This is a genomic window from Streptomyces sp. NPDC045470 (assembly GCF_040646595.1).
Classification (GTDB): Bacteria; Actinomycetota; Actinomycetes; order Streptomycetales; family Streptomycetaceae; genus Streptomyces.
Window position 1 is genome coordinate 1 of sequence record NZ_JBEZAN010000017.1, and the last position, 18,995, is coordinate 18,995.

Here is an 18,995-nt window from a genome sequence, read left to right on the forward strand (position 1 = left end):
CGATCACCCTCGCCCCCGGCGAGAGCACCGACTTCACCCTCAACCTCGGCACGGCCCAGGAAAACGCCGAAGACTCCTGGCTGCCCCGGACCGTCACCGTCACCCCGCCCGACGAGACCACCTCCCTGACCCTGAAATGGCCCTGGGGCCCCCTCGTCGACCAACGCAGCGCCACCCACCCCGCCACCTTCGTCAACCCCATCGGCTGACCCCACCGCACTGCCGCACCCACCGACCCGCCGCCACGGAAATTCACTACGGAAGCGGCGGGCAGGGCCACTACCGTGCCCCCCATGGCTGCCACGACCGGTACTCCCCTGAGTTACGACCGCTACTGCGCCGAAATCGTCCACCAGGCCGACCAACTGCGGTCCACCGTCAAGAACACCGACCCGGCGGCCACCGTGCCGACCTGCCCCGGCTGGAACCTCGGCCAGTTGATCCGCCACGTCAACGGCGCCCACCGCTGGGTCGAGACGATCGTCGGCACCCGGGCTACGGAGCCCGTCTCCGACGAACTGGTCAACGAGACCCCGAAGCTCGCCGACGAGGACCCGGCCGCGCTGGGCGCCGTACTCGCCGAGGGCGCCGCCCGGCTGTCGGACACCCTGCGGGCCGCCGGTCCCGACGTGCCGGTGTGGACCGTGGCGCCCGGCGGCACCCCCGTCTTCTGGGCCCGCCGGATGACCCACGAGACCGCCCTCCACCGGGCCGACGCCGCTCTCGCCGCCGGCCGGGAGTACGTCCTCGACGCGGACGTGGCGCGCGACGCCCTCGACGAATGGATGGGATTCCACGCCGTCGAGGAGATCGCCGAGGAACAGCCCGGCGCACCCGTCCTGCTCGGGCCCGGCCGTACGCTGCACTTCCACGCCACGGACACCGAGGCGGAGTGGTTCGTCGACCTCACCGGCGAGGCCCCCGTCTGGCGCCCCACCCACGAGAAGGCCGCGGTCGCCGTCCGCGGCACCGTCACCGACCTGGTGCTCTTCCTCTACGGGCGGCCCGCCGTCGCCGGGGGCGTGGAGACCATCGGCGACCGGAAACTGCTCGACGTGTGGCTGGAGCGGACGCGGTTCTGGCTCCAGTGAGGTGGGTGGGGCATTGACGCAGGGCGCCCATGGCCGGTTCCCGACGTCCGCGCTACGCTGACGCCGACGTAAACGGAACGGCGTTCCAGGGGCGGAGGAGGCTCATGAGCGAGGGCCCGCGGCAGCAGACCGGCGCGGACACCCCGGCCGCGAGCCCCGCCAAGCGCGTACGCGCCGACGCGCAGCGCAGCACCGACGCCCTGCTCACCGCCGCCGCCGACGTCTTCGCCACCTCGGGAGTCGACGCCCCCGTACGGCAGATCACCGCCAAGGCAGGCGTGGGCGCCGGCACCCTCTACCGCCACTTCCCGCAGCGCGCCGACCTGATCGCCGCGGTCTTCCGCCACGAGGTCGACGCCTGCGCCGACGCGGCCCCGTCCCTCATGGCCGAGTACGGACCGGTCGACGCGCTCGCCCGCTGGCTCCAGCGCTTCGCGGGCTTCATCGCCACGAAGCGCGGCCTCAGCTCCGCGCTCCACTCGGGAGACCCGGCCTTCGACAGCCTGCCCGGCTACTTCCAGGAGCGCTTCGTGCCCGTCCTCAGCGCTCTTCTCGACGCCGCGGCGAGCGCCGGGCACATCCGCTCCGACCTGGACCTGGACCCCGAGGACCTGCTGCGCGCCGTGGCCAACCTGACCCTGCCCGCCGCCGAGGACGACGACCCCACCCAGCAGATGGTCACCCTCCTCGTCGACGGCCTCCGCTACGGCGCGCACACCCCGGACGCGTGCTGAGCCGACGGCGACTGCTGCGGTTCCAGCCGGCCACTGTGTGTCCGGCCTTGGCGAGGTTGACCGCCATCGGGCTGCCCATGATGCCGAGGCCGATGCAGCCGATGGTGCCCATCGCGCAACACTTCCACCTTTTTCGCCTGCCGGATCTCCTCTACCGTCATGCGGAAACGGGTGGGAGTGTCACCGGCACACGTCAACGCTCACGGGAGGACGATCGCGGTGAGGTCGATGTCGATGTCGAAGGGGGCGCCCAGCTTTACCTGCTCCCGGAAGGTGTGCACGGAGCGGTAAGTGCGGGTTTCCTCGTCCAGCTCGAAGACCTGCACGACGGGGTGGCCACCGGGCCCGGCCTTTTCGACCCGCCAGAAGTGCGTGATACCCGCCTTTGCATATTTGTGCGGCTTGGTGTCGCGGTCCCGTGCCTCGGATTCCGGAGAAACGACTTCGACGGCGAGCAGGACGTCCCGCACCTGAAAATGCGTCTGGTCCGAGTGACGCACCGCTGCGGTCCGCACTACCGTGATGTCCGGTTCGGGGCCGTTGCGTTCGTCGATCAACACAGTCATTTCGCGCGCGACCGTCAGTTCTGGCGGCGCCGTGCGTCGCAGCCCGCTGACCAACGAATCGATCACGACGCTGTGAAAAAACCTCTGTGGGCTCACAAACACCAAGCTCCCGTCGAGCAATTCCGTATGCGGCGGGAGGTCAGGCAGGGTCAGCAGGTCGTCCACGGTGTAACCGTCTGGCGGGGGCACGGGCCAGTGGTGCGCGATCTCAGCGGTCATGAGTCCTCCCATGGACGGGATTCTGGGCCGTACGGCCAGCGTACCCACCAAGAACGCCGCAGCCGCCGCTCGAACTGCTGAGCGACGGCTGCGGCGTTGACCTGGTGCGGGGACCTACGAGGGGGTCACTCCCACTCGATGGTGCCCGGGGGCTTGCTGGTCACGTCGAGGACGACGCGGTTGACGTCGGCGACCTCGTTGGTGATGCGGGTGGAGATGCGGGCCAGGACGTCGTACGGCATGCGGGTCCAGTCCGCGGTCATCGCGTCCTCGGAGGAGACCGGGCGCAGCACGATCGGGTGACCGTAGGAACGGCCGTCGCCCTGGACGCCGACGGAGCGGACGTCGGCGAGGAGGACCACCGGGCACTGCCAGATCTCGCGGTCCAGGCCGGCCGCGGTCAGCTCCTCGCGGGCGATGGCGTCGGCCTCGCGGAGGAGGTCCAGGCGCTCCTTGGTGACCTCGCCGACGATGCGGATGCCCAGGCCGGGACCGGGGAAGGGCTGGCGCTGGACGATCTCGTCCGGCAGGCCCAGCTCGGCGCCGACCGCGCGGACCTCGTCCTTGAAGAGCTGGCGGAGCGGCTCGATGAGCTCGAACTCCAGGTCCTCGGGGAGGCCGCCGACGTTGTGGTGGGACTTGATGTTCGCGGTGCCGGTGCCGCCGCCGGACTCCACGATGTCCGGGTACAGCGTGCCCTGGACCAGGAACTTCACGGGCTCGCCGGCCGCGCCGGACTCGGCGACGATCTCCGCCTGGGCCTGCTCGAAGACCCGGATGAACTCGCGGCCGATGATCTTCCGCTTCTGCTCCGGGTCGGAGACGCCGGCCAGCGCCTTCAGGAAGCGCTCGGAGGCGTCGACGACCTTGAGCTGGACACCGGTGGCGGCCACGAAGTCCTTCTCGACCTGCTCGGTCTCGCCCTTGCGCATCAGGCCGTGGTCGACGTAGACGCAGGTGAGCTGGTCGCCGATGGCCTTCTGGACGAGGGCGGCGGCCACCGCGGAGTCCACGCCGCCGGACAGACCGCAGATCGCCCGCGCGCTGCCGACCTGCTCACGGATGGCCGCGACCTGCTCGTCGACGACGTTGGTGGTGGTCCACACCGGCTCGATGCCCGCTCCCCGGTAGAGGAAGTGCTCCAGGACCTGCTGGCCGTGCGTGGAGTGCATCACCTCGGGGTGGTACTGCACGCCGTACAGCTTCTTCTCGTCGTTCTCGAAGGCGGCGACCGGGACCATGTCGGTGGAGGCCGTGACGGTGAAGCCCTCGGGCGCGGCGGAGCAGGCGTCGCCGTGCGACATCCACACGGGCTGCTCGGCCGGGGTGCCCTCGAAGAGGGTCGAGGCGTTCTTGGAGACGTGCAGGTCGGTACGGCCGTACTCACGGGCGCCGGTGTTGTCGACCGTGCCGCCGAGGGTGGTGGCCATGAGCTGGAAGCCGTAGCACATGCCGAAGACCGGGACGCCGGCCTCGAACAGGGAACGGTCCAGGCTGGGCGCGTCCTCGGCGTAGACCGACGACGGGCCGCCGGAGAGGATGATCGCCTTGGGGTTCTTGGCGAGCATCTCGGCCACCGGCATGGTGGACGGGACGATCTCGCTGTAGACCCGGGCCTCGCGTACGCGGCGGGCGATGAGCTGGGCGTACTGCGCGCCGAAGTCGACCACCAGGACGACGTCGGGGGCGGCAGCAGGTGACGCTGATGGCACTTCGGCGGCCTTCCGGCGGTGTGGTGCAGGGGTTGGACTTTCAATTCTAACGGGCTCATACTGAGCGCCATGTACAAGCAGCTGACCTTCGTCTTTACCTATGGCACCGGCCCGTCCGGCTGCCATGGTCGTGCTGCTTGATCAACTGACGAGCGACTTCCCAGGCGCCCCGGGCCGGTACAGGCCCGGGGCGCTCGGTTTTTCCGCGGGCGGCGGGCCCGTAGGCGGTGCGGACGGCGGCTGTGGGGTCATGATCCGTAGGAGTGACGGACATGAGCGGTATCCAGGCGGTCACGGACCCGGCGACGCTTCCCGAGACCACGGCCGCGGGCCGGGCCACGAGCAGGGCCACGGTGAAGCCCGACACCGGCGCGCGCACCGAGGCGGCGGCCGGAGTGATCACGGACGCCCGGGAGCGGATCGACGATCTCGACGGCCGGATCATCGGCCTCGTGCAGGAACGCATGGCCGTCTCGGCCGTGATCCAGCGCGAGCGCATCGGCTCCGGCGGGCGCCGGGTGAACCTGTCGCGCGAGATGGAGGTGCTGGAGCACTACCGGGGGCAGCTCGGCCGGCCCGGCACCGCCCTCGCGATGACGCTGCTGGAGCTGTGCCGCGGCCGGATCTGAGTCCGCGGCCGTCCGGGGCCGGGTCCGCGGCCGGTCCGGGCCGCGGGCGTCCAGGGCCGGGGCCGCGGCGTCCGCAGCCGAATCCGACCCGTGGGCGGCGACTCACCCGTACGGCGCCGTGACCGGCCCCCGCCGAACTTCGTTGTTCCGGATGCCACGCCAGCCAGGTGCGGTCTGCAGGACTACGCGTAGACGCCGCCCGTGGGCGGATCCACCGGAGCGATGAGACGCCGACCGACTTGGAGCGGTCCGCGTCGTGGGACCTCGCTACGGTGCTGTGGCCGGTCAGCAGGGGACAGCAGCCCGGTCACATCCGATGGGGCGGTCGGTCCTGGGGACGCCCGGGGCCGACCGCATCCGGTCGAAACGGTTGCGCCGGGTGAGGCGCGTCCAGCACGATGCACAAGAGCGGCACACCGTGCCCGAAGCGGGGCCGTGAAAGCGGCACGCCGTGCCCCGAACGGGAGACGGCACCCGTCGGCGGTCCGGACCGCCGACGGCGTCACGGACGCCGGAGCCACCGGCGCCGGCAGGCGGCCGAGGCCGCGAGCGCGGGGGTGCCCACCCCCGGGACAACTTGAGAGCCAGCGGCGCCATCCCCCCCGGCGCCGCCCCCTCGGCGCCGACGCTGCCCTGACGCCGGCGCCGAAAGCCAAGGGCCCCGCGGCCGTCCGCACCCCCCTCGCGGGCGGCGTCCCGGGGCCCTTCGCTATGGCGGGATGCGGGGCACTACGGAGCGACACCGGCGTAACTTCCGGCGCTCAGGCCGGACCGTGCAACCTTTTCCGCGCACGGCCGGTCAGTATCTGCAATCGCCCGGCCATCCCGCGCCCCACCGCGACGGCCCACCCCGAACCGGTGCCGTGATCACGGCACTTCGGCTCCGAGAGGTCTTCACGATGCAGCTCCGCCGCGCCCTGGCCGCCGTCACCGCAACGGCCGCCATAGTCCCTGCCGCCCTGCTGGCGGCCCCCGCCGCGTACGCCACCGAGACGCCCGAGCGGGCCTCGACGGCCATCGCGACCACCACCGCCACACCGACCGCGACGGCGACACCGACGCCCGGCGCGACCGAGACCTCCGGCTCCCCCGCGCCCGGCGAGAGCGGCAGGCCGCCGCAGAGCGGGGGCGGGACGAAGACCGCTGCGCCGGCTCCGCCCAAGGGCGTGGCCCCCGGGAAGAACGCGGAGCCGGGCACGCCGACCACGCCCTCCGCGACCCCGGAGTGCAAGGACTGGTCGAGCGAGCGGTCGGTCAAGGCCGAACTCCGCGGGCTGCCCGGCAAGATCGTCGCCGGGGCCGGATGGGTGGACTTCACCTACCGCGCCACCAACACCTCCACCGAGCACATCCTGTCCGTACAGGCGTACACGCAGGTCTTCGCCCTGGACAACAAGACCTCCGACGATCTCTCCGAGCACCTGACGCTCGAATGGTTCGACGCGGCGACGGGCCGGTGGAAGCCGGTCGCGGGCTCCGAGGAAGGCGACGGCTACTTCGCCTCGATCGCCGGTGCCGACGGCCTGCGCCCCGGGGAGTACGCGGAGGCGAAGCTGCGGTTGAAGGCCGACGCGAAGACCCCCGCCGGCTACGGCGGCGCGGTCAGCGTCGGCTGGTACCTGAACGCGGACCTGAACTGCGGCTCTTCGGACGCCGCGGACCACCCGTTCGACATCCTGCCCGCCGGCAGCACCCGGCCGCCCCACGTACCGGACTCCAAGGGGCGGCCCGGCACCCGCCCCAACCACCCGGCGCCGCACGGCGGCGTGAAGCAGCAGGCCCAACTGCCGGTCACCGGCAAGCTGGCCGAGACCGGCGCGTCCTCCGGACTCCCGGGCCTCGCGCTGTCGGGTGCGGCGGCGGTCGCCCTCGGTGCGGGGGCGGTGTTCGCCGTACGCCGCCGCAAGGGCGCCGACGCGTCCTGAGCCCGGAAGCCGGGACGGGACGCGCCCCGGATCAGCTCTCCGCCGGAGCCGTGACCTGCGGCTTCGGCGGGACCGCCGGTACGGGCAGCAGGGGCAGCCGCAGCGCCGCGAACGCCTTCTCCGGCACGGCCGGGCGGTGCGGCGCCACCGCCGACAGCCGCTGATAGGCCCGGCCCGGCGCGGGGCGGGGGTCCGCCTCGCCCTTGTTCGGCCAGAAGGACATGGCGCGTTCGGCCTGGGCGGTGATGGTCAGTGACGGGTTGACACCGAGGTTGGCGGAGACCGCCGAGCCGTCGACCACCGAGATGCCGGGGTGCCCGTACAGCCGGTGGTACGGGTCGAGCACGCCGTGGTCCGCGTCCTCGCCGATCGGGCAGCCGCCCAGGAAGTGGGCGGTCAGCGGGGTGCCCATCAGCTCGCCGACGTTGCTGCCCGCGAAGCCGTTGATCTCCTGGGCGAGCAGGGTGGCCGCTTCGGTGGCCTCGGGGATCTGCTGCGGGTTGGGCGCGCCGTGGCCCTGACGCGCGGTGAGCAGCCCTTTGCCGAGGCCGCCCGGCTTGCGGTACGTGGTCAGGGAGTTGTCCAGGGACTGCATGACCAGGCCGATGATGGTCCGCTCGGACCAGCGGCGGTTGGACAGGGAGCGCAGCAGCAGGAGCGGGTGGCGTACACAGTTGGCCGCCCAGGCCAGGGCGCGGGGCGCGCGGGTGGCGATCGGCACCTGGAGGACGGACAGGCTGCCCATCGCGTTGGAGCCCTTGCCGTAACGGACCGGCTCGATGTGGGTGCTGTCGTTCGGGTGGATGGACGAGGTGATCGCGACGCCGCGGGTGAAGTCGGCCTTCGGCGCGCCGTGCGCCTTGCGGTAGCGGCGGTCGTCGGTCTGCGCGCCGACCAGCGCCTCGGAGTTGGTGCGGGTCAGCTCGCCGAGCCGGCCGGAGATCCGGGGCAGCAGGCCGCTGTCCTTCATCCGGTGCAGGAGCGTCTGCGTACCGTACGTACCGGCGGCGAGGACCACCCGGCGGGCGGTGAACGTGCGGCCCTTGCCCTTGCGCTTGTCGTCGGTGGGCAGCGTGCCGACGGCGAAGCCGCCGCGGGAGTCCTCGGTGACGGTGACCACGGACGTCATCGGGTGGATGACGGCGCCGGCCTGCTCGGCGAGGTGGAGGTAGTTCTCGTTGAGGGTGTTCTTGGCGCCGTGCCGGCAGCCGGTCATGCACTCGCCGCATTCGGTGCACGCGGTGCGGGCGGGGCCCGCGCCGCCGAAGTACGGGTCGGGGACCTCGGTGCCGGGGGCGGCCTTCGCCGTACCGTCGGTGTCCTGGCCGTCGCCGAAGAAGACGCCGACCGGCGCCATGTGGAAGGAGTCGCCGACGCCCATCTTCTCGGCGGTGGCCTTGAGGTGGACGTCCGAGGGCGTCATGGTCGGGTTGAGGCGGACGCCGAGCATCCGCTGCGCCTGGTCGTAGTACGGCTTCAGCTCGTCCTGCCAGTCGGTGATGTGCCCCCACTGCTGGTCGTCGAAGAACTGTTTCGGCGGTACGTAGAGGGTGTTGGCGTAGTTCAGCGAGCCACCGCCGACCCCGGCGCCCGCCAGGACCATGACGTTGCCGAGCAGGTGCACGCGCTGGATGCCGTAGCAGCCGAGGGCGGGCGCCCAGAGGTAGTTCTTCAGGTCCCACGAGTTCTTGGGCAGCGTGGCGCGGGTGAAGCGGCGCCCGGCCTCCAGGACGCCGACGCGGTAGCCCTTCTCGGTCAGGCGGAGCGCGGAGACGGAGCCGCCGAAGCCCGAGCCGATGACGAGTACGTCGTAGTCGTAGGCGTGCCCGTCCTCGGCCGGTCCGGGCCGGTGTGGGGCATGGTGGTGCTGGGGCACTGGCACTCCCTCGATCTCGGCGGGTCCTGGGGCGCTTCTGCCGGCGCTCCGCGGCGTCGCGACGCCCGTGTCTCAGCGGAGGCGGAACGCCTTCATCGCGCGCAGGCTGCGGGTCATGAGCGCCGCGTACTTCTCGTCGTCCATGCCGAACGACGGGGCGAGCGGCATGAGGCGCTGGTGGGCGACGGTCTGCGCCTCGGTGTACTTCAGGATGCCCTCGGAGCCGTGGCGGCGGCCGAGGCCGGAGTCGCCCATGCCGCCCATCGGGGACTGGACGCTGCCGTAGGCCGCGGCGTACGCCTCGTTGACGTTGACGGTGCCGGTGCGCAGCCGGGCGGCGACGGCGCGGCCGCGGCGGCCGTCCCTGGTCCAGACGCTGGAGTTCAGGCCGTACGGCGTGGCGTTGGCGCGCGCCACGGCGTCGTCCTCGTCGGTGAACCGGTAGACCGAGACGACCGGCCCGAAGGTCTCCTCCTCGCACACGGCCATCGGGGACTCGACGCCGTCGAGGATGGTGGGCTCGTAGAACAGCGGACCGATGTCCGGGCGGGCGCGGCCGCCGGCGACCAGGGTGGCGCCCTTGGCGACGGCCTCGTCCACGTGCCGGGTGACGGTCTCCAACTGGCGTTCGCCGACCAGCGAGCCCATGTCGGCGCCGTAGGCGAGGGCGTTGCCCAGGCGCATCGCCTTCGTGCGGGCGGCGAAGCGCTCCATGAAGGCGTCGGCTATGGACGCGTGGACGTACAGCCGCTCTATGGAGATGCAGAGCTGGCCGGCGGAGGAGAAGCAGCCGCGTACGGCGCCCGCCGCGGCCTTGTCGACGTCGGCGTCGTCCAGCACCAGCATGGCGTTCTTGCCGCCGAGTTCGAGGGAGACGCCGACCAGGCGGGCGGCGGCGCCCTGGGCGACCTCGCGGCCGGTGCGGGTGGAGCCGGTGAAGGAGACGTAGTCGGCGTGCCGGACGACCTCGGGGCCGACGACCGGGCCGTCGCCGAGGACGACCTGCCAGACCTCCGGGGGCAGCCCGGCCTCGATGAGCTGCTCGCGGGCCCACAGGGCGGTCAGCGCGGTCTCCGTGTCGGGCTTCATGACGACGGCGTTGCCGGCGGCGAAGGCGGGCAGCGCGTCGCCGACGGACAGTTCGAAGGGGTAGTTCCAGGGCGCGATCTGCCCCACGACGCCACGCGGCTGCCGCAGTTCGGTGACCTTGGTGAGGGTCGGTACGACACCGGTGCGGCTCCGGGGGCGCAGGTACGCCGGTGCCTTGCGGCCGTAGTGGCGGGCCGCGATGGCGACGGCCTGGATCTCCTCGTGGGCGTGCAGCCGGGCCTTGCCGGTCTCCAACTGGATCAGGTCCAGCACCTCGGCCTGGCGGCGGAGCACCAGGTCGTGGAAGCGCAGCAGGACGGCGGCGCGCTGCCGTACGGGGACCTCGGCCCAGGCGCGCTGGGCGGTGCGGGCCCGCTCGAAGGCGGTGGCGACGTCCTCGGGTGTGGACTCGGGCAGGTCCGCCAGCTTCTCGCCGGTGAACGGCGTGTGGTTGGCGGTACGGCCGGTGCCGGTCACGCCGCGGGTGAGGCGGGTGACCAGGTGCGGGGTGACCACGTCGGCGGCGGTCCGGGTGCCGGCGGCGGCGCGGGCGACGGGGTTGCCGCCGGCGGGCGCGTCCCGGTCGGCGGCGGGCCCGGCGCCGACGGGTGCGGAGGAGCGGGTTCCGGTGTCCTGCGAGTCCGTCATGCGGGCGAGCGTATGACGCGCCGGACGCTTTGGGTACCCACCGGTAACGAGTTTTCCCGCGGTGGGCACAATCACGCCAGTATTCACTGGCCACAAGGGCGCTGTGCTGGGGGCTTACGGGGGGGCGGGGCGGATCGGGGGACGGTGCGCGAGTGGCACTCGGGCGGTCCCCGGGCGGTGCGGCGAACGGTGCGGCAGAGGCCGGGGCCGGCCGGCGAAGCTCCCCGTCACCGTGCCGGAGAGCCGGCGCCTACCGGGTGAAACGTCCGCAGGGCCACCGTGAAGTGGCGTTTCGCCCGCTCGCGTTCGGCCAGTGGTGCCGAGACCCACACGTCGTACGTCCTGCCGCCCTCCTCCCAGACGAGGTCGAAGGTGTGCCGGGGCCCGCCGTCCTCCGGACCGCCGTCCCAGGTGAACTCCCACCGGGCGGCGGGCAGGCCGCGGTGTGTGGCGGGCGAGACCGTGCCGTCGCGGTACCCGGGGTAGAGGCCGGGGCCGTCCGCGTGGGCCCGGCGCATCGCGTCCAGCGGCCCGGCGGGGGACGGTCTCCGGAGGAGGATGCCGAGCCGGTAGCGCCTGCCCTCGGAGGAGTAGAAGACGCGGGGTGCCTCGTACGAGCGGGTGGCGCCTTCGGGGACGGCGAGAGCGAAACCGAGTGGGTCGCGCGCCATGGTGTAACCCGGTGGGGCGGTGTCAGCCGTACCAGGGGTGCCCGAACGTTCCTGCGACGGGGACGGCGACCGCGACGGCGGCGATGGCGATGGCGATGGCGATGGCGATGGCGATGCAGACTGCGTCGCCCGGCGTCCGTCGCCCTTGCCGTCCGGGTCCCCGCCCCGGTCCCCGTCCCGCAGAAACAGTGCCGCGAGGCCCACCCCCGCCCCCGCCAGCACACACACCGCCAGACCGGCCAGGAACACGGTGCGCGCGCGTCCGGTGTGCGGGCGGGCCGCGGCGGCCAGCGCGCGGTCCGCCAAGGCGTCCGGTATCGGGACGCCGTGCGCACGGCCCGGTTCCGGCGCGGGTGCCGGGCGCCCGGGGGCCGCGGCCGCGGAAGCGGGCGGTGGTGTCTCGGGGGCGCGGCCCGACTGGAGGTAGCCGCGCAACAGCCGTTCGGTGCCCGGGATGTCCAGCCGCCGGTCCGGGTCGCGTTCCAGCAGGCCGCGGACCACGGCGAGGAGGGGGCGGGCCGGTTCCGGCAGTTCGATCTCGTCGTGCACGACCGCGCTCAGTACGCCGCCCAGCGAGTCGCGGTGGAACGGCGAACGCCCGCTGAGCGCCGCGCACAGCAGTGCACCGACCGACCACAGGTCCGCCGCCGGTCCGGCGTGCCGGCCGGCCATCCGCTCGGGCGCGGTGTACTCGGGCGAGCCGACGAAGCCGCCGGCCTCGGTCAGTGTCGGGCTGCCGGGGAGCTGGGCGACACCGAAGTCGGTGAGGACGACCCGCCCGGTGCCCTCCTCCAGCAGGACGTTGGCGGGCTTGATGTCGCGGTGCAGGACGCCGCGCGCGTGCGCCACCCGCAGCGCGCCGAGCAGGGCCAGACCGATGCGCGCCACCTCGCGGGGCGCCAGCGGGCCGCCGCCGGCCAGCCGGTCGGCGAGGGAGGCGCCGTCGACCAGCTCCATGACGATCCAGGGGCGCGCGTCCTGTTCGACGACGTCGTGCAGGACGATCACGTTCGGGTGCTTGATGCGCGCGACGGACCGGGCCTCGCGCATCGCGCGCGCCCGCTCCGCCTCCGGGTCCGCGCCGGCCGGGCCGTCGTCCAGGTGCAGTTCCTTGACCGCGACCTGGCGGCGCAGCATCTCGTCGGTGGCGCGCCAGACCGTTCCCATGCCGCCCCGGCCGAGCCGTTCGCCCAGGCGGTAGCGGCCGGCGATGAGCCGACCCTCGCCCCGCAAGCTCCCCATGGGGCCATCTTGCCCCAACGGCCGGGCGCCGGCGGTGGAGGTCCGGAGGGACACGGGGTGGACGAGAGGCGCACGGGTCGGTTGTGCACGATTGCGGCGCGCGCCCGCGGGCAGGGAGTGGGAAGCCTGGCCGGACGGTGTGCGGTGGGGCGTGGTGACCCCGCGTACGGCAGTGCCGCACGACACACGCGGGGGAACCTCCGCCGCCTCTGCCGCCGTCCTTGACACAGTGAGGCGGCAGCAGCACTCGGCAGAGGCAACAGGGCAGCGGCAAGAAGGCAGTCGGCGGCACACGGGCTCTGAGCACGGCACGGCGGATCGGGGGTCGGACATGGTGATGCAGGACGGCGGTGCGGTGGACGTCCGGCCCGGTCCCGACCCCGGGCGGGCGGCGGCCGGGCACGAGCGCGCGTACCGCACGGCGGGGGCCGCCCTCGCGGTCTACGGCGGCGCGCTGACCGCGTGGACGGTGTACGGCATCGTCCAGGGCGACGGCAGCGTCTGGGACTTCTTCGAGGGGCTCTTCAACCCGCGTGCCTCCTTCTTCATGTGGACGCTCGGGCCCGGCGAATGGGCCCTGGTCGTCGCGCTGCTGGCGGTCGCGGCGGGCGCGCTGGCCCTGCGGCGGGTGGCGCGTACGGGTGCTCTGCTGCTGGGCTGGGTGATCCTCGCCCAGTCCGTGCGCGAGATCGTCGGCCTGTGCCACGCCGGGTACCGGCAGTTGTACGCCGTGGAGCCGCTCGGCGGCTGGGTACTGGCGACGCGGGCCCTGGGGCTGCCGGCCGCCCTGATCGTGATCGTGGCACTGCTCCGGGCCACCGAACGGGCGGGAGCGGCCGGGGCCGCCGCGGGCGGCGGGGCCGCCGGAGAGGGCGACACCCGGACAGGAGTGACAAAACGGTCGTGCGCCGACACCGACTCCTGGTGGCGGCGCCGGCTCTCCCGTATCTGCGGGGTGCTCTTCCTCGTCATGGGCGCGACCCGGCTCGTCTGGGCGGCATGGAGCACGGCCGAGGAGCACATCGGCCTGGGCACCTATCTGCGCCGGGCGGTGGACGGCTCCGCGACCGGCGGCATGGTCCAGCTCTCGCAGTCCGGCGAGTTCACCACGCTCTCGTCGGTCAGCGTCCTGCTGGTGCTCGGCGTGCTCGCCGTCCGCAGCAACCGCGACGTGCGCGGCGCGTTCCTGGTGTTCGCCGCGGTCGAGCTGTACCTGACCGTGCGGACGGTGGTCCTGCTGACCGTCACCGGGTTCTTCGGCGGCCCGTTCGTCACGGGCGAGAGCGCGGCGTCGCTGGTGATCACGGCGTACGAACTGGCCGCCACGACCTCGGTGGTGGTCCTGGCGACCGGCCGCTCGTTCAGTGCCTATGGTGCGTACGAGTCCCGGCTCAGCGGCCCGTATGGCGGTGGAAGCCATCGATCATCGCCTGACGGCCGGGCAGGTTGAACTCCCGGCCCAGGGTCCGCATGATCGAGTTCTCGGTGGGCCGGTTGAGGCCGCGCGGGTGGTAGCCGCCGCCCTCGAAGGCGCCGACCTTGCCGCCGTCCGGCGAGTTCTGGCCGAGGTAGCGGTACCACTTGGCCTTCTTGGCCTTCATCTCCGCGACGCTCATCTTGGTGATGTTGGGCGCGGCCGGCTCCGGGCCGCTGTACGTGCCGTTGGTGTCGTACACGTACTCGTCGGCCAGCTTCCCGAGGGAGTGGCCCGTCTCGTGGACCGCCACCTGCGCGGAGTCGCGGTGGTCGGAGGAGGCGGTGGCGATACCGTCGTACCCGACGGACGAGGTGATGCCGTTGTAGCCCGCGCCGCCGTACTTGGCGGAGTTGCCGAGGACGATCACGAGGTCGGCGTCCGGGGCCTTGGAGGCGTACGACTCGACCTTGCCGGTGTCCACGCACAGCAGGCGCTCGATGTCGTCGCACCAGAAGCGGGTGTCCAGCGCGGTGTCCTTGACCACGCCCTTGGCCGGGTCGCCGGAGACGCCGGACTGGTTGGAGACGGCGTCCACGGTCCAGACGTTGAACAGCGAGCGGTTCGAGGCGTACGGCTCGACGGCGGAGACCTGCGCCCACTTGGCCTTCGCGTCGGCGTGGAAGTCCTTCTGCTGGGCGAGCGTGTAGCCGTCGCCGATGACGACGACGTCGACCTTCTTGTCGGTGGGGCCGTTGCGCACGACCGAGGTCACGGTGCCGTCGGCGGCCAGCTCGGCGGCGGAGCGCGCGCGGTGGGCGCTCACCAGGCTCTCGGGCGTGGCGGCCGGGACGGTGGTGTGCCGGGGGTGCCCCTGCGGGGTGAAGTACTCGACCTGCTGGGTGCGGGCGTCCGCGGGCGGGGGCGCGGACGCGGCGGGGGAAGCCGACGCGGCGGCGGGGGCGGTGGCCGCCATGCCGCCGACGAGCGCGAGGCCGGCCGCGGCGGCGGCCACGCGAAGGCCCGTACGGCGACGGGTGGCCGCCCGGGTCCGTATGCGCGTCCGTATGGAGGTGCCGGGCGGTGTGGGGATACGCCGGGGTCTGTGCACGAAGAAGCCTCCGAAGCGATGCCGAGCCGTGCCCCGGGGGGCCGTGCTCCGAGGGGGTGGTGGCCCGCGCGGCGCCCAACGGGCAGGCGTGCGGCGGATCGCGGCCAACCTAGAGGCGCCAGTGACGGGAGGCAACGGGCGGGGCGGAAGTTGTCCGGAGGTGAGCGACGCCGGGCCGGTCGCGGATACGGAACGGGTCCAGCGGGACGTTGCCGGGTGGCTGGTCGAAGTCCGCCAGGGCGCTCAACGGCGACGGCCGCCACGTGTGGGGGTCGCGGCGGCCGTCACTGTGAGCTGCGCCGCCTCGGCCGCTCGTGGCCTCCTCGGTGGTGCAGCATGAAAGGCACTCTGCCCGCGGGCGCCACCTCACGGCATCCTCCGCAGGTCGTGCACCGACCCCCGCCGTCCGGCGGGGGTCGCCACGGTGTGCGGCGGGCAGGCCCATGGACGCGATGCAGAGAGGGGCGGCCGGTGATCCGTGTCGCGGTGGTGGACGACGAGCGGCTGGTCAGATCCGGGCTGCGGATGATCCTGGGCACCGCCCCGGACATCGAGATGGTCGCGGACTGCGGCGGCGGCGAGGCCGTGGACACCGTGCTGGAGAGCGCGGCGGACGTCGTACTGCTCGACATCCGGATGCCGGACGTGGACGGGCTGACCGTCCTGCGCGGCCTGCGCGCCGCGCCCGAACCGCCCGCCGTGGCCATGCTGACGACCTTCGACGCGCAGGAGTACCTGACCGCGGCGCTGCGCGAAGGCGCGGCCGGTTTCCTGCTCAAGGACTCCGACCCGGAACAACTCGTCCGGGCCGTACGGACCCTGGCCGAGGGGGGCAGCGTGCTCGACCCGGGGGTCACCCGCACCGTGATCGGCGGCTTCCTCACCGCCGAGGACCAGGCCGCCGCGGTCCGCGCCGTAGGGGCGCTGACGCCGCGGGAGTCCGAGGTGCTGGCCCTGCTCGGCGAGGGCCTGGGCAACGCGCAGATCGCGGAGCGGATGGGCCTGGCACCGAGCACCGTCAAGGACCACGTACGGGCGCTGCTGGGCAAGCTGGGCGGGCTCAACCGCGTCCAGGCGGCGATCCTCGCGGACCGCGCGGGCCTTGTCGCGGGCGGTCCCCGGTGAACGCGCGCGGCGGCCTTACCGACGGCATACGCCGGGCCGTGCCCCAGGCCGTGTCCCGGACCGCGTCCCGGGCCGTACCCCTGGTCGTGCCGGTGCTGCTGTCCATGGTGGACGCCTTCCTCGTCAACGGTCTGGACCTGGGACTGGAGTTGGGCGTCTCCCTGGTCGCCGCCACCGCGCTGCTGCTGCGGCGCCGGCTGCCGCTCGCCGTCTTCCTCGTCACCCTGCCGGGCCTGTACATCGGCTGCATCTGGTTCGCGCCGATGATCGCCCTCTACACCCTCGCCGCGCTCCGCCCCGGCCGCGCCCGGCTCGGCGGCTGCGCCGCGCTGCTGATCGCCGCGCACTTCCTCCCGTACCCGCTCTCCGACCTGGACCCGGGCGCGTACCGCGAGAACGTGCAGGTGCTGATCGACGCGACGGTGACCTCGGCCGCACCCATCGCGCTGGGCCTGCTGGTGCGCACCCGCCGCGAACTCGCCGCCCGGGTCGACGACCTGACCCGCAGCCTGCGCCGCGAGGACCGGCTGATCGCGGACCGGGTGCTGGCCACCGAGCGGGCGCGGCTGGCCCGCGAGATGCACGACGTGGTCGCGCACCAGGTCAGCCTGATCAGCCTGCAGGCCGGAGCGGTGCAGGTGAGCACCGGGGAGGACGCCGCGCGGGAGTCGGCCCGGACGATCCGTGAGCTGTCCGTACGGACCCTGGAGGAGCTGCGGCACATGGTCGGCATCCTGCGGGCGGCCGGCGGCGGCAGCGCGGACGCGCGGGACCTGGCACCGCAGCCGGACCTGGCCGAACTGCCGCGGCTGATCGAGATGAGCGCCCTGGACGTCGTGTACGAGCACGAGGTGCCGGACGGGGCGGCCGGGGCCAAGGCCGTGGAACGGGCCGCCTTCCGGACCGTCCAGGAGGCGCTGACCAACGTACGCAAGCACGCGCCGGGCGCGCGGGTACGGGTGCGGGTCGCGGCGGTGGGGGCGGAGCGGGCGGAGGGGAGCGCCGAGGGAGCGGAGCCGGTGGCCCCGCGGGGGCTGCGGGTGGAGGTGCGCAACGGGCCGCCGGACGCCTCCGCACCGGCCCCGGCGCTGCCGGGCGGCGGCCACGGCCTGGTCGGCCTGCGCGAGCGCGCCCAGAGCCTGGGCGGGCTGCTGGAGGCCGGGCACACGGCGGACGGGGGATTTCTCGTACGGGCGGAATTCCCCCGGGACGCGGGGTGAGGATTCCGCCAGATTTGTGGCGAGTTGAAATGATCAGGAGCAGAAATGAAGGGCTCCGACTCGACACTTGATCCCGGTAAGTAATCGGCATGCGACTCTGCGCCATCATCGATCGCCGGGCGCGGTCGCCGGAAGACCCCGCCCCGGCGGGTCTCGTGGAACTACGCGGACAGCGGGGCGGCCGCTTCGTCGACGGCCGTGCTCAGGTCCGGGTAGACCTCGAAGAGGCGGCGCACGCCGAGCGCCGCGAGCACCCGGTTGACGTGTGAGCCGTCCACCGCGCCCTGCGCGGGCAGGATCAGCCGCAGCCGCCCCTGGCAGGAGCGCATCAGCCGACGGGCGGCGATCAGCACGCCGACGCCGCTGGAGTCGCAGAACTGGACCTCGGAGAGGTCGAGCACCACACTGCGACGGCCCTCCGCGACCGCGTCGTGCACGTGCTGGCGCACCGTCGGCGACGTGACCAGGTCCATCTCGCCGGAGACCTGCAATACGGCCCAGCGGCCCTGCTCGCCTTCTGCCACCTTCAACGACACGCGCTCGAAGCCTTTCGCTCGCTTGCGGACGGGACACTCCCCGGTACCAACCGGAATGCACCCTTCCCGCCTCGACTGCCCGGCCGTTCTTCCCTGAAACTCTTCAGAATTCTGTGCGCAACGGGCCGTTCCTCTCCAAGGCTATGCCCAGTGAGCGGGGAACTTTCCCCGGGAACCGGTCACACACGGATAACACATCGGCAGATACGGGCGCGAACGGTTGCGCTTCGATCCACCCTGAGCGGGCATTACCACCAAAAGTGACCGTCTCCATACCATCCGTAGGTCATCGGCAGGGCGGGTTTGCCGCAAAGGGGCATCAATGTCGGACCGGGCCACTACATTCGATGGCACGGTGGAGTGCGGGGCACGGCGGCGGCGAGGGATGGGGGCCGGATGGGACATGACGCACCACCGCGCTGGGACAGGCGGATGCAGCAGCGGCTGGCGCGCGGCGAGGCGGCCGCGCTCGGTGAGCTGTACGACCGGTTCGCTTCGCTTGTGCACAGCCTTGCCCGCCGAGTCCTCGGCAGCGAGACCGCCGCCGACCGCATCACCCGTGAAGTCTTCGGCTACATCTGGGAGAACCCCGACTCCTACGACCCCAAGCAGGGCTCGCTGCGCTCCTGGGTGGCCCAGCTCGCCCAGCGCCAGTCCGTGCACCGGCTGCGGCAGGCCGAGGCCGCCTCGGCCCGGGACCGCGGCAAGGACGCTCCCGAGCCCGCCGAGCTGGAGCGCCAGGTCCGCGCCGCCTCCACCGCCGCCCGCGCCGACTACATCGTCACGTCCATGCCCGCCCCGCTGCGCGCCGCCCTGGAGCTGGCCTACTTCCAGCGCCGCGACTACCGCCAGACCGCCGCCGACCTCGGCGTCACCGAGGACGAGGCCCGGCGGCGGCTGCGGCTGGGCCTGCAACTGCTGTCCACCGCGCACAACCATCAGGCCCTGCCGCCCGCGCGGCCGGCGGAGTCCCCGCCGAGCGGCCCCGGACCCGGACGGCAGCGGTGAACGGCCCGGAGGAGTGGGACCGGCACGATCCGGACGACCCCCACGGCCCGCACGAGCCAGGAGGCCCGCACGAGCCGGGAGACCCGCACGTCCCGCACGATCCGGGCGCCCCGCAGGGCCCCGGCACCGACGGCGCGTCCCGCTCCGGCGGCCGGCCCCGTATACCGTCCCCGCGCACC

17 protein-coding genes are annotated in these 18,995 nt (G+C 73.1%); 9 read left to right on the forward strand and 8 right to left on the reverse strand.

Annotated features, from left to right (window positions below; genetic code table 11):
• The 3 genes from AB0A97_RS32725 to AB0A97_RS32735 all read left to right on the forward strand — a co-directional run.
• A partial coding sequence (locus AB0A97_RS32725) for a DUF4232 domain-containing protein (protein WP_361156822.1) occupies window positions 1-209 on the forward strand: 209 nt, incomplete at its 5' end.
• A gap of 84 nt (window positions 210-293) precedes the next feature.
• The gene (locus tag AB0A97_RS32730) at window positions 294-1,091 is read left to right on the forward strand and encodes a maleylpyruvate isomerase family mycothiol-dependent enzyme (RefSeq protein ID WP_361156824.1); all 798 of its coding nucleotides are present in this window, start codon (window positions 294-296) and stop codon (window positions 1,089-1,091) included.
• A gap of 104 nt (window positions 1,092-1,195) precedes the next feature.
• The gene (locus AB0A97_RS32735) at window positions 1,196-1,825 is read left to right on the forward strand and encodes a TetR/AcrR family transcriptional regulator (protein ID WP_361156826.1); all 630 of its coding nucleotides are present in this window, start codon (window positions 1,196-1,198) and stop codon (window positions 1,823-1,825) included.
• On the opposite strand, the gene AB0A97_RS32740 is transcribed toward AB0A97_RS32735, so the two are convergent.
• The 3 genes from AB0A97_RS32740 to guaA all read right to left on the reverse strand — a co-directional run bounded on the left by AB0A97_RS32740 (window position 1,770) and on the right by guaA (window position 4,322).
• Complete coding sequence (locus AB0A97_RS32740; RefSeq protein WP_361156829.1) at window positions 1,770-1,937, reverse strand: NAD(P)-binding domain-containing protein; 168 nt, start codon at window positions 1,935-1,937, stop codon at window positions 1,770-1,772. The two genes, AB0A97_RS32735 and AB0A97_RS32740, sit on opposite strands and share 56 nt — an antisense overlap.
• An 88-nt stretch (window positions 1,938-2,025) precedes the next feature.
• Window positions 2,026-2,610 carry a Uma2 family endonuclease gene (locus tag AB0A97_RS32745; RefSeq protein ID WP_361156832.1) on the reverse strand — a complete coding sequence of 195 codons (585 nt, stop codon included), beginning with the start codon at window positions 2,608-2,610 and terminating at the stop codon, window positions 2,026-2,028.
• A 125-nt stretch (window positions 2,611-2,735) separates the two neighbouring features.
• A complete protein-coding gene (gene guaA, locus AB0A97_RS32750) occupies window positions 2,736-4,322 on the reverse strand; it encodes a glutamine-hydrolyzing GMP synthase (protein WP_361156835.1) in 1,587 nt (528 codons plus the stop codon).
• 263 nt (window positions 4,323-4,585) lie between these two features.
• On the opposite strand from guaA, the gene AB0A97_RS32755 reads away from it, so the two are divergent.
• Together AB0A97_RS32755 and AB0A97_RS32760 are read left to right on the forward strand one after the other, a co-directional pair.
• Window positions 4,586-4,951, forward strand: a complete 366-nt coding sequence (locus AB0A97_RS32755; RefSeq protein ID WP_361156837.1) for a chorismate mutase — start codon at window positions 4,586-4,588, stop codon at window positions 4,949-4,951.
• An 899-nt stretch (window positions 4,952-5,850) separates the two neighbouring features.
• Window positions 5,851-6,876: an LPXTG cell wall anchor domain-containing protein gene (locus AB0A97_RS32760; protein ID WP_361156839.1), complete on the forward strand. Its 1,026-nt coding sequence runs from the start codon at window positions 5,851-5,853 to the stop codon at window positions 6,874-6,876.
• Window positions 6,877-6,907: 31 nt separating this feature from the next.
• Here the strand turns inward: AB0A97_RS32760 and AB0A97_RS32765 are convergent, their stop codons facing one another.
• From AB0A97_RS32765 to AB0A97_RS32775, 3 genes are all read right to left on the reverse strand, one after another.
• Window positions 6,908-8,752, reverse strand: coding sequence for a GMC family oxidoreductase (locus AB0A97_RS32765; protein ID WP_361156841.1), 1,845 nt, complete (start codon window positions 8,750-8,752; stop codon window positions 6,908-6,910).
• A 72-nt stretch (window positions 8,753-8,824) separates the two neighbouring features.
• The gene (locus AB0A97_RS32770) at window positions 8,825-10,489 is read right to left on the reverse strand and encodes a succinic semialdehyde dehydrogenase (protein ID WP_361156843.1); all 1,665 of its coding nucleotides are present in this window, start codon (window positions 10,487-10,489) and stop codon (window positions 8,825-8,827) included.
• Window positions 10,490-10,716: 227 nt separating this feature from the next.
• On the reverse strand, window positions 10,717-12,402 hold the full coding sequence (locus AB0A97_RS32775; protein WP_361156846.1) for a serine/threonine-protein kinase: 1,686 nt from the start codon (window positions 12,400-12,402) through the stop codon (window positions 10,717-10,719).
• A gap of 331 nt (window positions 12,403-12,733) precedes the next feature.
• On the opposite strand from AB0A97_RS32775, the gene AB0A97_RS32780 reads away from it, so the two are divergent.
• Window positions 12,734-13,852, forward strand: a complete 1,119-nt coding sequence (locus AB0A97_RS32780) for a hypothetical protein (protein WP_361156849.1) — start codon at window positions 12,734-12,736, stop codon at window positions 13,850-13,852.
• On the opposite strand, the gene AB0A97_RS32785 is transcribed toward AB0A97_RS32780, so the two are convergent.
• A complete protein-coding gene (locus AB0A97_RS32785) occupies window positions 13,794-14,831 on the reverse strand; it encodes a M64 family metallopeptidase (protein WP_361156851.1) in 1,038 nt (345 codons plus the stop codon). The genes AB0A97_RS32780 and AB0A97_RS32785 overlap by 59 nt on opposite strands.
• Window positions 14,832-15,398: 567 nt before the next feature.
• Here AB0A97_RS32785 and AB0A97_RS32790 point away from each other — a divergent pair.
• Window positions 15,399-16,052, forward strand: coding sequence for a response regulator transcription factor (locus tag AB0A97_RS32790; RefSeq protein ID WP_361156853.1), 654 nt, complete (start codon window positions 15,399-15,401; stop codon window positions 16,050-16,052).
• A gap of 104 nt (window positions 16,053-16,156) precedes the next feature.
• On the forward strand, window positions 16,157-17,272 hold the full coding sequence (locus tag AB0A97_RS32795; protein WP_361157129.1) for a histidine kinase: 1,116 nt from the start codon (window positions 16,157-16,159) through the stop codon (window positions 17,270-17,272).
• A gap of 161 nt (window positions 17,273-17,433) precedes the next feature.
• Here AB0A97_RS32795 and AB0A97_RS32800 read toward each other — a convergent pair whose 3' ends face one another.
• Window positions 17,434-17,808: an STAS domain-containing protein gene (locus tag AB0A97_RS32800; RefSeq protein ID WP_031001764.1), complete on the reverse strand. Its 375-nt coding sequence runs from the start codon at window positions 17,806-17,808 to the stop codon at window positions 17,434-17,436.
• Between the two features lie 396 nt (window positions 17,809-18,204).
• On the opposite strand from AB0A97_RS32800, the gene AB0A97_RS32805 reads away from it, so the two are divergent.
• Complete coding sequence (locus AB0A97_RS32805) at window positions 18,205-18,816, forward strand: sigma-70 family RNA polymerase sigma factor (RefSeq protein ID WP_361156857.1); 612 nt, start codon at window positions 18,205-18,207, stop codon at window positions 18,814-18,816.
• Window positions 18,817-18,995 lie beyond the last annotated feature (179 nt).

What these genes read in the sequence shown, in the direction of transcription:
- AB0A97_RS32730 (WP_361156824.1), top strand. Translation starts at nt 294, where the DNA reads ATGGCTGCCACGACCGGTACTCCCCTGAGTTACGACCGCTACTGCGCC.
- AB0A97_RS32735 (WP_361156826.1), top strand. Translation starts at nt 1,196, where the DNA reads ATGAGCGAGGGCCCGCGGCAGCAGACCGGCGCGGACACCCCGGCCGCG.
- AB0A97_RS32740 (WP_361156829.1), bottom strand. Translation starts at nt 1,937, where the DNA reads ATGGGCACCATCGGCTGCATCGGCCTCGGCATCATGGGCAGCCCGATG.
- AB0A97_RS32745 (WP_361156832.1), bottom strand. Translation starts at nt 2,610, where the DNA reads ATGACCGCTGAGATCGCGCACCACTGGCCCGTGCCCCCGCCAGACGGT.
- AB0A97_RS32760 (WP_361156839.1), top strand. Translation starts at nt 5,851, where the DNA reads ATGCAGCTCCGCCGCGCCCTGGCCGCCGTCACCGCAACGGCCGCCATA.
- AB0A97_RS32770 (WP_361156843.1), bottom strand. Translation starts at nt 10,489, where the DNA reads ATGACGGACTCGCAGGACACCGGAACCCGCTCCTCCGCACCCGTCGGC.
- AB0A97_RS32775 (WP_361156846.1), bottom strand. Translation starts at nt 12,402, where the DNA reads ATGGGGAGCTTGCGGGGCGAGGGTCGGCTCATCGCCGGCCGCTACCGC.
- AB0A97_RS32780 (WP_361156849.1), top strand. Translation starts at nt 12,734, where the DNA reads ATGGTGATGCAGGACGGCGGTGCGGTGGACGTCCGGCCCGGTCCCGAC.
- AB0A97_RS32795 (WP_361157129.1), top strand. Translation starts at nt 16,157, where the DNA reads ATGGTGGACGCCTTCCTCGTCAACGGTCTGGACCTGGGACTGGAGTTG.
- AB0A97_RS32805 (WP_361156857.1), top strand. Translation starts at nt 18,205, where the DNA reads ATGGGACATGACGCACCACCGCGCTGGGACAGGCGGATGCAGCAGCGG.